The organism is uncultured Sulfitobacter sp. (genome assembly GCF_964021855.1).
Taxonomy (GTDB): Bacteria; Pseudomonadota; Alphaproteobacteria; order Rhodobacterales; family Rhodobacteraceae; genus Sulfitobacter.
Map to the genome: position 1 here is coordinate 93,060 of NZ_CAXHZD010000008.1, position 14,520 is coordinate 107,579.

Annotated in this window: 16 protein-coding genes; 15 read left to right on the forward strand and 1 reads right to left on the reverse strand. The window is 52.9% G+C overall.

Going from position 1 to position 14,520, the window contains the following annotated elements; all coding sequences use genetic code 11:
• Positions 1-138: 138 nt before the first annotated feature.
• The 5 genes from AADJ11_RS18545 (at position 139) to AADJ11_RS18565 (ending at position 3,948) form a co-directional block, all read left to right on the forward strand.
• On the forward strand, positions 139-567 hold the full coding sequence (locus AADJ11_RS18545; protein WP_188678717.1) for a helix-turn-helix domain-containing protein: 429 nt from the start codon (positions 139-141) through the stop codon (positions 565-567).
• A gap of 83 nt (positions 568-650) precedes the next feature.
• Entirely contained in the window at positions 651-1,436 is a 786-nt protein-coding gene (locus AADJ11_RS18550; protein ID WP_341235906.1) for a transglutaminase family protein, read from the forward strand.
• A 206-nt stretch (positions 1,437-1,642) separates the two neighbouring features.
• Entirely contained in the window at positions 1,643-2,548 is a 906-nt protein-coding gene (locus AADJ11_RS18555; RefSeq protein ID WP_341235907.1) for a cation diffusion facilitator family transporter, read from the forward strand.
• Complete coding sequence (locus tag AADJ11_RS18560) at positions 2,541-3,098, forward strand: methyltransferase (RefSeq protein ID WP_341235908.1); 558 nt, start codon at positions 2,541-2,543, stop codon at positions 3,096-3,098. The genes AADJ11_RS18555 and AADJ11_RS18560 overlap by 8 nt, the downstream gene beginning before the upstream one ends.
• A 184-nt stretch (positions 3,099-3,282) precedes the next feature.
• Positions 3,283-3,948, forward strand: coding sequence for a L,D-transpeptidase (locus AADJ11_RS18565; protein ID WP_341235909.1), 666 nt, complete (start codon positions 3,283-3,285; stop codon positions 3,946-3,948).
• 55 nt (positions 3,949-4,003) lie between these two features.
• Here AADJ11_RS18565 and AADJ11_RS18570 read toward each other — a convergent pair whose 3' ends face one another.
• A complete protein-coding gene (locus AADJ11_RS18570; protein WP_203243498.1) occupies positions 4,004-4,294 on the reverse strand; it encodes a hypothetical protein in 291 nt (96 codons plus the stop codon).
• Positions 4,295-4,628: 334 nt separating this feature from the next.
• On the opposite strand from AADJ11_RS18570, the gene AADJ11_RS18575 reads away from it, so the two are divergent.
• From AADJ11_RS18575 to AADJ11_RS18620, 10 genes are all read left to right on the forward strand, one after another.
• Entirely contained in the window at positions 4,629-5,219 is a 591-nt protein-coding gene (locus AADJ11_RS18575; protein WP_203243497.1) for a L,D-transpeptidase, read from the forward strand.
• Positions 5,220-5,295: 76 nt separating this feature from the next.
• Positions 5,296-5,871 carry a L,D-transpeptidase gene (locus tag AADJ11_RS18580; RefSeq protein ID WP_203243496.1) on the forward strand — a complete coding sequence of 192 codons (576 nt, stop codon included), beginning with the start codon at positions 5,296-5,298 and terminating at the stop codon, positions 5,869-5,871.
• A 112-nt stretch (positions 5,872-5,983) separates the two neighbouring features.
• Positions 5,984-6,718, forward strand: a complete 735-nt coding sequence (locus AADJ11_RS18585) for a DsbA family protein (protein ID WP_238937148.1) — start codon at positions 5,984-5,986, stop codon at positions 6,716-6,718.
• 96 nt (positions 6,719-6,814) lie between these two features.
• Positions 6,815-9,328, forward strand: coding sequence for a heavy metal translocating P-type ATPase (locus AADJ11_RS18590; protein ID WP_341235910.1), 2,514 nt, complete (start codon positions 6,815-6,817; stop codon positions 9,326-9,328).
• A gap of 10 nt (positions 9,329-9,338) precedes the next feature.
• Entirely contained in the window at positions 9,339-9,734 is a 396-nt protein-coding gene (cueR, locus tag AADJ11_RS18595) for a Cu(I)-responsive transcriptional regulator (RefSeq protein WP_203243494.1), read from the forward strand.
• Positions 9,735-9,797: 63 nt separating this feature from the next.
• Complete coding sequence (locus tag AADJ11_RS18600; RefSeq protein ID WP_203243493.1) at positions 9,798-10,274, forward strand: DUF305 domain-containing protein; 477 nt, start codon at positions 9,798-9,800, stop codon at positions 10,272-10,274.
• Between the two features lie 11 nt (positions 10,275-10,285).
• On the forward strand, positions 10,286-11,050 hold the full coding sequence (locus AADJ11_RS18605) for a glutaredoxin family protein (RefSeq protein WP_203243492.1): 765 nt from the start codon (positions 10,286-10,288) through the stop codon (positions 11,048-11,050).
• A 109-nt stretch (positions 11,051-11,159) separates the two neighbouring features.
• On the forward strand, positions 11,160-11,555 hold the full coding sequence (locus AADJ11_RS18610; protein ID WP_203243491.1) for a hypothetical protein: 396 nt from the start codon (positions 11,160-11,162) through the stop codon (positions 11,553-11,555).
• A 297-nt stretch (positions 11,556-11,852) separates the two neighbouring features.
• Entirely contained in the window at positions 11,853-13,316 is a 1,464-nt protein-coding gene (locus tag AADJ11_RS18615; RefSeq protein WP_203243490.1) for a TolC family protein, read from the forward strand.
• An 11-nt stretch (positions 13,317-13,327) separates the two neighbouring features.
• Positions 13,328-14,520, forward strand: a 1,193-nt coding sequence (locus AADJ11_RS18620) for a copper oxidase (RefSeq protein ID WP_341235911.1), incomplete at its 3' end; no start/stop codon positions are given.

The following is a 14,520-nucleotide window of genomic DNA, read 5'->3' on the forward strand; positions in this document are numbered from 1 at the left end:
GATACAAGCTACAGCTGATAGAGGTTCAAGCAAAAAGATGCTTGGTAGGATATTATGTCACGACTTTGTGAAGCCTTTGGCTTTTCAAGGGAGTTAGCACTTTGATAAGCTGCAGTGACTTTAGATAAAGGAATGCACATGCTGGCAATTGGTACGCTCTCGCGGAAGACTGGGACCAAGGTTCAAACAATCCGCTACTACGAACAGATTGGATTGATGAACGAGGCCGGACGGACGTCAGGTGGGCAACGGCGATATTATGAAAAAGATCTCGATCGCCTCGCCTTTATTCGACACTCGCGTCAACTTGGTTTTTCGCTCGACTCAATCCGCGAACTTCTGGACCTGTCGGACAACCCGTCTCAATCCTGTGCAGAGGCGGATTCTATCGCGCGGCGACAACTTCGCCAGGTTGAGCAGCGGATCAAACGCCTTCAGGCCCTCAAGAAGGAGTTGAAACGGATGGTTGCCGAGTGTGATGGCGAAAGCGTTGCCGAATGCAAGGTTCTTGAAGTGCTGCGAGATCACTCTGAATGTCTAACAAATCATGATGAAATCGGAGCGTGATAACAATGGAAGAAAGTTCTTGAACCTCTAGGAACTGTAGCTCCTATCTTTCGAATATCGCAAACAATGCGTCGGATAGAGCTATGAAGAATGAAGACAACAAGACCCATCTGGGCGTTTCGCCATTACTCGATTTCGATGGGGACGCCATCGCAAATCTGATCCGCGAGCGCAGCTGGTTGTCTTTGGACGAATTCCACCGGATTGGTGCTGCCTACGACTACGTGCGCAACGAAATCGTTTTTGGCTACAATGCTGCAGACGACATGCCAGCCTCAGCAGTACTGCGTGACGGATATGGTCAATGCAACACCAAGGCCACGCTATTGATGGCTTTGTTGCGTGCGGTCGACATCCCTTGTCGATTGCACGGCTTCACAATCCATAAATCCTTGCAGCGTGGGATCGTACCAGAACTCATCTATCCGATTGCGCCTGAGAGCATCCTTCATAGCTGGGTGGAAATCTTGCATCGAGGGCGTTGGATCAATCTGGAAGGCTTTATTTTGGACGACGCGGTTTTGTCTGCTCTTCAGGACAGATTTGTTCGCGATAACGACAGTCTGTGTGCCTATGGGGTCGGAACAGACCGCCTTTCTTCACCATCCATCGAATGGAGCGGAACAGATACCTTCATCCAAAAAACCGGCATTAACGCCGATCTTGGTCTGTTCGACACGCCAGACGACTTTTATGCGCAGCATCAACAATCCTTTGGAGGTCTTCGTGGGCTGCTTTATCGATATCTGATCCGTCACTGGATGAATGCCCGCGTGCGACGAATACGCAGTGGGGTTGTTCCAGTGATCCCGATGGCTGAAACCAATTCTGTACAGTTTGTTCGTGAAGGCGGGGTTGGATCGCCATGACCGCTGGTTGGGTCCATTTGCGGGTAATAACTGCAATTCCAATGTTTCATGTCATCATCGCTGTTCCGCTAACAATTGTTTCCGCAATTTTACTCGCGACCGAGGGGCTTCTGGCCATGACCCGCGACCTTTTTGTTAGGTGCCTAAGTTTGTCTTCGAAGGGAGGGGCAATGGGATGGTCCTGAATATTGAGAGAAGGGCACTGAATGCCTCATGATCACGGAATAGACCCGCAGTCGGGAGACCGTCGCGTTGGAGTCGCCATTTGGGCGAATGGTCTGCTGACCGTTGCTCAAATCGTTGGCGGAATTCTTTCGGGAAGCCTCGCGTTGATCGCCGATGCCATACATAACTTCTCGGATATGGCCTCACTCGTCATCGCCTTTGGCGCGCGCAAAATCGCCCGCCGCCCGGCAGATGCAAAGATGACCTTTGGCTATGGCAGGATCGAAATCGTTGCAGCGCTGATCAACTACACGTCGCTGATTATCATTGGGATGTATCTTGTCTACGAGGGTGCAATGCGCTTCGCGGATCCACCGCAGATCGAGGGCTGGACAGTCGTAATTCTTGGTTGCGTCGCTTTAGCGGTCGACACGCTCACCGCGATGCTCACGTATTCCATGCAAAAGGGGAGCGTGAACATCCGTGCGTTGTTCTTGCACAACCTCAGTGATGCTTTGGCATCCGTCGCAGTTATCGTCGGCGGCGGTCTGATCCTGCTCTACGATATCCGTTGGGTTGATCCGGCAATTACCATAGGTATCGCTGCATATATACTTTGGCTCGCCTTTACCGAAATCGGCGGACCTATCCGGACACTTATGCTCGGCAGTCCACCGGATGTGGACATCGACGCTGTGATTGCGGCCATTGAGGACATCGACGGCGTCGAAGAACTGCATCACGCGCATTTCTGGCAAATGCAGGAACATCAAGCGGCGCTCGACACTCATGTGGTGATCGAGGACGCACGCTGGGACGATCTGGAGACTCTGAAGAAGAAAATCAAAGCCCGCCTGGAAGAGGAGTTCGGCATTTCTCATTCGACACTGGAATTCGAGCGATTATGCGACAAGCACGAAGAGGCCACACGGTATGGCCATGAATGAGTTCACAGTGCTTGCAGCAATACTTGGGTGCCTTGCCAACAGTTTATTGATCCTTGGTTTGGCATGGTCAATTTACCGACCAAAACAGCGTGTTTGGCCGCCCGAACAGTCGACAGCGATGCATCGGATCGCGGTTTGGACTCTCACTTGTATCGGCTTCGGCTCAGCAATTTTCATAGGCTTTGTCGAATGGGGCATTTTGGATGTCCCTGCATTCTTGCGGTGGGGATTGGGGCTGGTCCTGCTCATTTTTGGTAATGTCGTGGTGTGGGCTGGCGTACTTCATCTTGGCTTCGCGGCGACGAGCGGAGCAAAAGGATCTCTGCGAACCACCGGCCTTTATAGATATTCCCGAAACCCTCAATATCTGGCAGATATCGCGATCCTTGTTGGGATTGGAATCCTATCTGCTTCGATTATGTCTTGGCCGGTGATCTTCACAGGCATTGTGGCGCTTGCTCTGGCACCCTTTTCGGAAGAGCCTTGGTTGTTGGAAAAATACGGTGACGCCTATGCAGAATATCTGATGACGACCAGAAGGTTCTTCTAATGAAAAACGCAAGTGGGGCAGGTGGTACATCGGACCCTTTGGGCGCATCTCCAAGGAGCGTTAAACGGGAAACAGGACGTTGCAACTATAGCCTTTGCACGAACATGTGATTGGTTCCACTTGGAATTTCATAAGGTCACTGGCATATGTTTTCCAAACACATTTACTAGGAGGTTGCATTGTTATGTTAACCAGACGCCACTTTGTCCTTTCAACCGCCGCATTGTTTTCGGCACCAATCCCTCAAGCAGTATTGGCCGCTCCAACATCTGACAGATCGAAGTGGGCGGCTTGGGATGCTCAGGTAACGCCTTCAAACTATGATCCTTCTACGTCCAATCCGTGGGGCTTTCACCCGCGTTTTCTTCCTCAGCTCGTGCAGGCAAACGATGGCCTTACGCCGGGTGACATCCATGTCGATGCCGTCGCACGCTATATCTATCATATCCGCAACGACGGAACAGCGATGAGATATGGCGTTGCGATTGCTAAGGGCAATCTATACGAGCCAGGCACATATTTGATCCGGCGAAAAACCCAGTGGCCAACGTGGACGCCTACACCTGCGATGATCGAGCGGGAACCGTCGGTTTACGGTCCTGTCGCCGACGGGGTGGATGGAGGGCCTACCAATCCGCTGGGTTCCCGGGCGCTTTACCTTTTTGTTGGCAATCGCGATACGTATTTGCGCATCCACGGCACACCCAGTCCAAAATCGATTGGAGGACGCGCAAGTTCAGGATGTGTGCGTATGGTTATGGCTCACATCAATGGGCTTTATGATCAGGTATCCACTGGATCGACAGCGTACTTGTATCCGCCTGAAGATAGAATCACCGCACAGAGCTAAGCATGCAGCCGGTCTGCACCTAATATTATCGAGATAATTCATGCCTGCGGCTGTATCAACCAGTCGCGGGCACCCCTTGCGGCCTGGTACAAATTGGGTTGCCCCTTTTCGATCTCAACGGCAAATAGGTTGTCTCAACGGGACCGACATAACGATAAACGAAGCATCCGTCTGTCGGCTCAATCTGAACGGCGTTCAAATCTTGGAACGGCGCGGCTATTTCAAGAACACCTTCTGGCAATTCTTTGATGAATCCGTCGGTTGAGGTGCCTGCTTGGCCGTCAAAATCAGCGCACCCTCCAAGCGCCAGTATCGCAAAACCAAGACCACTCGTGCTAAATTTCATTCTTACCGTTCCTTTTGATGTCGTAGTGTTCCTTGGAAACGCGAGCGAAAGCTGCATTCCCTCTTTCATCATTGAACAGCTCATTTAGGACCAGATCAACCTATGCAAGCCATCATAGCGCGAATGATCGCACTATAAGCTTTGACCACTGCATCCTATAGCCACGGACGTGCTTGTGTAACCTCCAAGATAATGGGGCATAAGACAAATGTGATTGGCTGACCTGCGCCCCCCCCCATCATTCCCCTCACGCTTTTGTGATTACAAGTTGTTTGAAGCTCCAGTGGGTGAAGGTTGTAAACCAACGAAAACAGGCAAGAGCGAAGGATTCATCATGAAGCTAGTTAAAGACTCCTCTATTTCACGTCGTGGGGCACTGCTCGGTGCGGCCGCAAGTGGGGTGTTCCTAGGAACAGGCGTTGCAACCGCGCAAACCACAGCACCTCTTGCTTCACCACCAGTGCGCCGCAATATTTCATCTTTCAGCACCTCAAACTGGAGGGATCACTTCGACAATCTAAACAACGGAGCAATCCTTTGCGACATCGATTCCCGAGCGGTGCAATATTGGTCAGAGGATGAAAGCGTCTATAAGCTCTATCCATCCAGCGTTCCAGAATCTGAAGAACTGACAAAACGGGGATACACCAGCGTTATCAAGAAAGTGGAAGGGCCGAGCTGGCGTCCCACCCCTTCGATGAAAATCCGCAACCCTGATTGGCCGGATTATTTTCCACCCGGTCCAGACAACCCCTTGGGCACGCATGCGCTCTACCTTTCATGGCAATATTATCGCGTCCACGGAACGGGGGACACGCGGAAGATTGGCCGCCAATCGTCGAACGGATGCATCGGTCTTTACAACGAACATATCAAAGAATTGTTCGCTTTGGCCGAAGTAGGAACACAAGTGAAACTGTTTTGATTCCGCATGACTTGTTAAAGTCTGAGCTCGTGTACCAGGGCTCATTCTACGTCCACTATCCGAAAGCCATAGCCTCATGAAGCGAAGAAAATTTCTCCTTGCCGCCGGGGCTGTCGGCGTTTTGGGCAGTCAACCGGTTTCAGCTCATGTAGTGCTTCCAAAGTATGATTTGCCGCCGGAGTACTTGCCTCAATTAGTAAGCATTCCAGCGGGCGCTGCTCCCTACGAAATTCATGTTGTACCAAGCCAGTTTGCCCTGTTCTGGACCCAACCGGATAACACTGCAATTCGGTACACCGTCGGGATCGGTCGCCCAGGTCTTCATGAGGCAGGCGAATTCTATGTTGGGGCAAAGAAGGAATGGCCCAGCTGGACACCGACCCCGGGCATGTTGCGTCGTGAGCCTCAGAAATATGGGCCATTACGGAATGGAATGCCTGGCGGTTTGAGCAACCCTCTAGGTGCGCGCGCCCTCTACCTCTTTCAACCGGGTCGCGGCGATACCTTTTTGCGTGTGCATGGCACAAATGACCCAAGTACTATCGGCCGTGCAGTCTCAAACGGGTGCGCCAGATTGGTGAACGATCAGATTGTCCAATTTTATGATAAAGTCCCGCTGGACACGCGTGTGATCCTGTATCCCGCAACTTAGAATACTGCCTTGGCGAGATCAGCGTGTTTTTGATAGCTTTTCAGCAGAAGATTTTCTGGGGAAGATAACTCAATCACCCCCGGATACCCCCCAATCCTAGGAAGGATTCAAGATGTTATTAGCGCGACGCGGCCTGTCGAAAATTGTTCTTGCAACAGTATTAGCAGCATTTCCTGTTACTATTGTGGCCGCACAAGAACTCAATGAAGCAGATATCAAGCGTCTCGCACTTGAAGCGATCTTGGAAAAACCCGAAATTCTGATCGAAGCGCTTTCAATCCTTCAGGAACGTGAAAATGTAGCGCTCGCCGAAGCGCAGACTGACGCCCTGTCTGAGTTGCGCGATGATTTCGAACAGAATGCCCCGATCTTCGGGAACTTGGATGGCAGCGTCACACTTGTCGAGTTCTTTGACTATAACTGCGGGTATTGTCGCCGCGCTGCACCAGAGGTCAAAGCGGTACTGGAGGCAAGCAAGGATGTCCGCATTATTTATCGTGAATTCCCGATCCTAGGGCCCGGTTCCGAAGTTGCGGCGCGCGCGTCACTTGCCGCGAGAAACCAAGGTAAATATCAGCAGTTTCACGAGGCAATGATGGCATTGAACGGGCAAGCCGTTGAAGCAAGCGTTATGAAAATTGCAGGCGATGTAGGTCTTGATCTCGAAGTTTTGAAAACAGACATGCAATCAGAACTCGTGAACGAACACATTGCTGCCTCTCTGCGTTTGGCAGAAGCCTTGGGTATAACTGGAACGCCGACGTTCGTATTGGGTGACGAAATAATCCCCGGTGTTATCGAGCGCGGCGCCCTTCTTGAAAAGATAGCAGTCCTCGTCCCCGAGTGAATTGGGCGAATATTGCAAAACCAAACCTTATAAGCCTTGACCTTCCACCTGCTGGAACCTCTATCTCTAAAGTTATCCGGAGCAAGAGGTCTCACTATGGAAAGCGAAAAGTCACTCACGTTCGGCATAAAAGAGATGAGTTGTGCGTCCTGTGTCGGCCGTGTGGAAAAAGCATTGAGCGCGGTATCGGGCGTCTCTCAGGCGCATGTAAATCTGGCGTCTGAAACGGCCACAATAACCGCCGATGGCACGTTTGATGCTCAAAACGTGATCACCGCGCTGGACGCGGCGGGCTATCCTGCAGAACTGAAGGCCTATCGTTTCAGCATCGAAAACATGTCTTGCGCGTCGTGCGTGGGGCGCGTCGAGCGTTCGCTATCTGCGATTCCTGGCGTCGTTTCTGTTACGGTTAATCTCGCAAAGGAAGAAGCGGCAGTGCGTGTTTTGGGCGCTGCTGTATCGTCTGCGGACATTGCCGAAACTGCGAGCGCTGCGGGCTATCCAGCGACATTGGTCACCGATCCCGGAGCGACAGACGCGACAAACGATCGCAAAGTGGAAGAAGCGGCCCATCTGCGCCGGATGACACTGGTTGCTGCAGTATTCACCTTGCCGGTCTTTATCCTCGAAATGGGGAGCCACTTGATCCCGGCTCTTCACAGCTGGATCATGAATTCACTGGGGATGGGCGTCAACTGGGGCATACAATTTGTTCTGACCACCGTTGTTCTGGCTTGGCCGGGGCGACAATTCTATCTCAAGGGTTTTCCGGCGCTCTTTAAAGGCGCGCCTGACATGAATTCGCTTGTAGCCCTAGGATCTTCGGCAGCTTGGGGGTTTTCCACAGTCGCGCTTTTTGCCCCGTCGCTTTTGCCGGATGGCACGCGTGTCGTCTATTTTGAGGCGGCCGCAGTGATTGTGACGCTTATCCTGCTGGGTCGTTTTCTCGAGGCACGCGCGAAAGGGCGCACAGGTCAGGCGATCCGCAAACTGGTGGGTCTGCGGGCCAAGACAGCGCAGGTGGAGCGGGACGGGCAATTGGTCGAATTGCCCGTGGACGATATCGTTGTAGGTGACCTTATCCAAGCGCGTCCAGGTGAAAAGATTGCCGTCGATGGTGTCGTCGTCAAAGGTGCGTCTTATGTCGATGAAAGCATGATCACCGGAGAACCAATCCCGGTAGAAAAATTGGCGGACGCCGACGTTGTCGGCGGTACGATCAACGGTTCCGGCGCGCTTATGTTTCGTGCGACAAAGGTGGGCGGCGATACCATGCTGGCCCAAATCATTCGCATGGTCGAAGAGGCACAGGGGGCAAAACTTCCCATCCAAGACCTCGTGAACCGGATAACACTTTGGTTTGTGCCTGCTGTGATGGGCGTCGCGGCGCTGACATTTCTGACATGGTTATTGGTCGGGCCCGACCCCGCGCTCAGTTTTGCATTAGTGGCGGCAGTGGCGGTTCTGATCATTGCCTGTCCCTGCGCAATGGGTTTGGCCACGCCGACGTCGATCATGGTCGGCACTGGCCGCGCCGCCGAATTGGGTGTGCTGTTTCGGCGCGGTGACGCGCTTCAAACGTTAAGCGATGTAACGACCGTTGCTTTAGACAAGACCGGAACATTGACCGAGGGTCATCCGGAGTTAACGGATCTGACAATCACCAAAGGGTTCGAGGAGGCCGATGTGCTGCGCCTTGTCGCCTCTGTCGAGGCTATGTCGGAGCATCCGATTGCTGCGGCCATTGTCCGACATGCAAAGCAGAACGGTCTGGCACTCGCATCAATTGACGATTTTAGCTCAATCACCGGATTTGGCGTCAGTGCGGTTATTGAGGGCCGCAAAGTTTTTGTCGGAGCCGATCGGTTGATGTCGCGTGAAGGGATCGATTTGGACGCTGTTAAAAGTGTTGGCGAAACCCTTGGGAAGGAGGGTAAAACACCCCTTTTCGCGGCTATTGACGGGCAGCTTGCTGCGGTCATTGCTGTGTCCGACCCGATCAAGGCCAGCACAGCCGAGGCGATTGGCACGTTGCACGATCTGGGACTTAAGGTTGCGATGATCACGGGCGACAACGAAGCCACAGCGCAGGCAATTGCAGCAAAACTGGGAATCGACGAGGTGGTCGCGGAAGTTTTGCCAGAGGGCAAAGTCGCAGCGATCGAAAGGCTGCAAACTGGTGGGAGCAAGATTGCCTTTGTCGGTGACGGCATCAACGATGCCCCGGCACTTGCCCGCGCAGATGTTGGCATTGCGATCGGCACGGGAACTGATGTTGCGATAGAATCGGCAGATGTCGTGTTGATGTCTGGCGATTTGAAGGGTGTGGTGAACGCTTTGCACGTCAGCCAACGGACCATGCGCAATATTCGCCAAAACCTGTTTTGGGCCTTTGGATATAACGCATTGCTGATCCCGGTTGCGGCCGGCGTTTTCTATCCGGTCGCTGGCTTGATGCTGTCACCCGCACTTGCGGCGGGGGCCATGGCCCTGTCCAGCGTGTTCGTGCTGTCAAATGCACTCCGCTTGCGTTGGGTTGCGCCTGAACTTTCTGAGTCCGCCGCAAACGCCCGCCAAAATCGTAAACTTGTTTCAACACCCGCAGAATAGGGATCTCAACATGAATATCGGAGACGTATCCAAGCGTGCGGGGTTGCCGCCAAAAACCATCCGCTATTATGAGGATATCGGTCTGGTGACCCCATTGCGTGATCCCAACGGGTATCGCAGTTTTCGCGGCAGCGACATGCACAAGCTCGCCTTTTTGAGTCGCGCCCGCGCATTGGGGTTCACGATAGAAGACTGCCGCAATCTCTTGGCACTCTGGGACGATAAGGATCGGGCAAGCGCGGATGTCCGGGCAATCGCAAAAGAACATCTGACACAAATTGAAAGCAAGATTGCGGACCTGCAGGATATCCGAAAGACCCTCACCCATCTTGTGAAGGAATGCGCAGGGGATGACCGTCCAGATTGCCCTATTTTGCAGACTCTAGAAAATATTTCAAAACAATAACGGAACATTCCAGCGCTGGAATCTGGTTAACACAATAACAAATGAAAATTACGGAGACTTTGCATGTCCTACTGGCGTTTTTTCGCAATGATCATCACATCGACAGTGGTGATGTTTGGCTTGATGTACCTGAACACCTATGCGCTGGATCACGTTTTCTTTAGCGAAACGCGCAGTTACATGGCGATCTATATGGGGGCGGTAATGGCCATGATCATGCTCGCCTTCATGCTGGGTATGTATAGCAACCGTCGCGCAAACATCGCGATATTCGTGGGCAGTGCCGTCGTTTTTGCTGTGTCTGTGTTCCTTGTGCGTAGCCAGACGACTGTGGATGATACATCGTGGATGCGGGCGATGATCCCTCACCATTCGATAGCGATTTTGACAAGTGAACGGGCCAATATTTCAGACCCGCGCGTGCGCGAGCTTGCGGATGGCATCATAAAAGCACAGCGCCTTGAGATCGCAGAGATGAAAGCGTTGATCGCGGACTTGGAAGGCGGCCCTGCTGCAACGCCGGAACTCGACGGAAAATAGAGGAAACTGCTATGCCACAGGATCAATCCGACAAAATCGCAAAGCTCTATCGCATGGTTATGACCGACCATACCTGTCCTTACGGTTTGAAATCAAAGGATTTGCTGCAGCGTCATGGATTCGATGTCGAAGATCATCATCTGACCACGCGTGACGAGACTGACGCGTTCATGAAGAAACATGGCGTAGACACTACGCCCCAGACCTTCATTGATGGTGAGCGGGTAGGGGGCTATGACGCACTGCGCATCCATTTTGGATTGGACAAGCCCGATGACGAAGAGTCTGAAACAACCTACCAGCCCATCATCGCGATATTTGGGATGGCATTTCTGATGGCGCTTGCGCTTTCTTGGTACAGCTTTGATACTGTCTTTACCCTGCGCGCTTTTGAATGGTTTATCTCACTTTCGATGTGCTTGCTGGCTGTCCAAAAACTTCAGGACGTTGAACAATTCTCGACCATGTTTTTGAATTACGATCTGCTGGCGCAACGCTGGGTTCCTTACGGCAAGGTCTATCCATTCGGTGAGGCGATCGCGGGTATCCTGATGACCGCAGGGGCGCTGACGTGGATATCGGCTCCGGTTGCCATCTTCATAGGCTGCATCGGCGCGGTGTCGGTGATAAAGGCGGTCTATATCGACAAGCGAGAGCTTAAATGTGCATGCGTAGGTGGGGCCAGCAACGTCCCGTTGGGGTTCATATCGCTTACAGAAAACATAATGATGTTCGTGATGGGTTTCTGGATACTGGGTAAGATGTTCTCATCTTGAACGTGGTGCCAGTAAGGTCAGCGGTTCTACGCCACTCTCACAAAAAAGTTGGAAACCTTCCAGCGCTGGATGGATTGACAGGGAATAAAGGGTGCCCCAAAGGTGTGGAATGAAAGTGAAAAACACGATTTCAGCATGGATAAAGGCACTGACGTGTTTGTCGTTCGCCATTGCGCTGGTGTTTTCTGCTCCTTCCGCGTCACATGCTGCATCTGGTATGCACGGTGGTCAACATGCTGCGACTGAAAGCTCCGATCATAAAGTCGACATTCAGGTTCACGGTGCAATGACACTGCATGACATGCCTGTAGCTGCAACCGAAACGGCTGATGAGACACAGGCATCAAGCGAGTGTTGCAATGGTATTTGTATCTCCGTTGCGATCACGGACACCGATGTATTTTCGGTCGACCAAGCGACAAATGAAGAATATCTGATGCTTCATGCTCAAACAAACTCGATTGAATCATCGGGTTTTCTACGGCCTCCCCAGTTCTTGATCTGATCTACGGCTCTTAGCGGAGCCTTCGTTTTACGCACGGCTGTGCGTAAGTCCGAAGTTCATCAGTCAGGTACTATTCATGAAAATTCAAATAATCTTGGGGGCTTCGGCCCTTGCACTTGGCGCATGTGCTTACGAGCCTACGCCTTTGCCAATCGTCACAGCCCAACAGGCAGCCACAAACACAGCAGTCGCTTCTCCGATTAGATATCAAGATCCCTTGGCCGGATACACACACCGCAGCCCAACTGGCCCGCGTGACTGGCGATCAGTCAACGAAGAACAGACGGAGGGCAACTGATGCGTGTTTCAAAACTCCCGCTTATCCTTGGTTTTCCGTTGGTTCTTGGTGCCTGCGCTACGGCCATACCAGGTGCCTACACAGAATCTAAGGCAGGCTTCTTCAACGTATCGAACCAAACGTCTGCTGCAATTGGCAAGCGGACAGCGTTTGCCCAGACACAAGCCGAGAATGTCGCACTGAAGAAACAGGTCCATGGGATGGTGCATCGCAAGACGATCTCTGCGGACACTGCTGTGCAAGTCGCCTTGCTCAACAACAAAGGATTACAGGCATCCTACGCAAATGTAGGCCTGTCAGCCGCCGAGGCCTGGCAACAAGCCACCCCTGAGAACCCAGTTGTATCCATTGGTATTCTAGGCATTGGTGCAGCAGAATTGGGTGTTTACCGCGCGATTGAGGGTATGATCGCAACAAATATCTTGGAGGCCAAAACGCGCAAACAGCGTGTGGCGCTGGCAGACGTCAACTTCCGCGCAGCGCAATTAACAGCAGTCAACGACTCGCTCACTCTCGCCAATCAAACACGACAGGCTTGGATCAACGCAGTCGCCGCATTTGAAGCTGCAAGCTATCTGAAGCGTGCCAAAGCCACCTCTGATGCTGGCTCTGAACTAGCGCGCAAACTTGGTGAGACAGGTGCTCTCAACAATGCGGGGCAAGCGCGGGAGCACGCTTTTAATGCTGAGCTTGCCGGGCAATTGGCACAGGCGCGGCTGAACGCGACCCGCGCCAAAGAAGACCTGACCAAGCTCATGGGACTTTGGGGCACTGAAGTAGACTACTACGTGCCAGATGCGTTGCCCGCTTTGCCACGGTCTGTTGGTCGCGTTTCGAACGTCGAAGGCAAAGCGCTGCGCAACCGCGTGGATTTGCGTGTCGCTAAACTGGGCCTTGAAGCGCAGGCAGCAGCATTTGGCCTTACTGACCAGACCCGACTTGTAACAGATCTCGAAATCATCGCTGGATTTGAGACAGAGCGCGAAGCCGAAGATGGTGAAACGGAAACCGAGACAACGCCACAGGTGGAGTTGGAGTTTGCGATTCCGATCTATGACACGGGTAAGGCACGGATGCGCAAAGCCGAGCTGATGTATCTTCAGGCAGCAAATGTGCTCGCTGAGCGTGCCGTAAACGTCCGCTCTGAAGCGCGCGGGGCGGAAAATTCATATCACGCGTCCTACAAGATCGCCCGGCATTACCGTGACATTCTGGTGCCTCTGCGCGTGACCGTCGAAGAAGAAGGTCTGCTCTCCTACAACGGCATGATCACCAACACTTTTGAACTGCTGACAGACGTGCGCGAAAAGCTGAGCGCATCGCTGGAGGCTGCAAACGCGAAACGCGAATTCTTCATGGCACAAGCTGACCTGACTGCCGCGATCTATGGCGGCGGTTCTGGCAGCGCTGGTGCTGGCGGAGAGGGTGCAACACTTGCCGCCGGTGGCGGCGCAGGACACTGAAAGGAACTGACATGCTAAATAGACGTCAATTACTCGGAGCCGGCGCGGCAGGTGCAACGCTGGTTTCTTCGAAAGCCTGGGGTCAAACCTTGAACATGGGCCTGCCGGAAGCTGCCCAAATGGACAGTGCGGCAACGGCGATCACGGCGCGTCCCAATTCCGGGCCCGACTATAATCCGGTTGTTACACTAAATGGATGGACTCTACCGCATCGCATGAACAACGGCGTGAAGGAATTTCACCTTGTTGCGGAACCGGTCGAGCGCGAACTAGCAGACGGTATGATCGCACATCTTTGGGGTTATAATGGTCAATCGACAGGACCAACCATCGAAGCGGTGGAAGGTGACCGCGTTCGGATATACGTTACAAACAAGCTGCCTGAGGGGACTACGGTCCATTGGCATGGGCTTATTCTTCCTTCTGGCATGGACGGTGTTTCAGGGCTGAGCCATCCGAGTATCCCACCGGGAAAGACATTTATTTATGAGTTTGACTTAATCAAGTCAGGTACGTTCATGTATCACCCCCATGGTGACGAAATGACCCAGATGGCGATGGGGATGATGGGCATGTTCGTGGTCCACCCCAAGGATCCCACATTCATGCCGGTGGATCGTGATTTCCTGATCATGCTGAATGCTTTCGACATCGATCCGGGGACCTATGTACCCCGCATCATGACGATGACGGATTTCAATCTTTGGACCTGGAACAGCCGGATCTTCCCCGACATCGATCCGCTCGTCGTGAACAAAGGTGACAAGGTGCGCGTTCGCGTCGGCAACCTGACGATGACAAACCATCCCATCCACATGCATGGCTACGACTTCAAGGTCACCTGCACAGACGGGGGCTGGGTGCCGCCAGAAGCGCAGTGGCCCGAGGTTAGCATCGACATTCCGGTAGGCGCGATGCGCGCTTACGAGTTTGTGGCAGAACATCTGGGGGACTGGGCTATACACTGTCACAAGTCACATCACACGATGAACGCGATGGGGCATGACGTGCCCACGTTCATCGGCGTGAACAAAAAACCGCTCACCCAGAAAATCCGGCAATTCCAGCCCGAATACATGCCTATGGGCATGTCTGGAATGGGGGACATGGCCAAAATGTCCATGCCACTTCCAGACAACACCATTCCGATGATGACAGGTTGGGGTCCTTATGGACCGATTGAAATGGGCGGCATGTTTTCGGT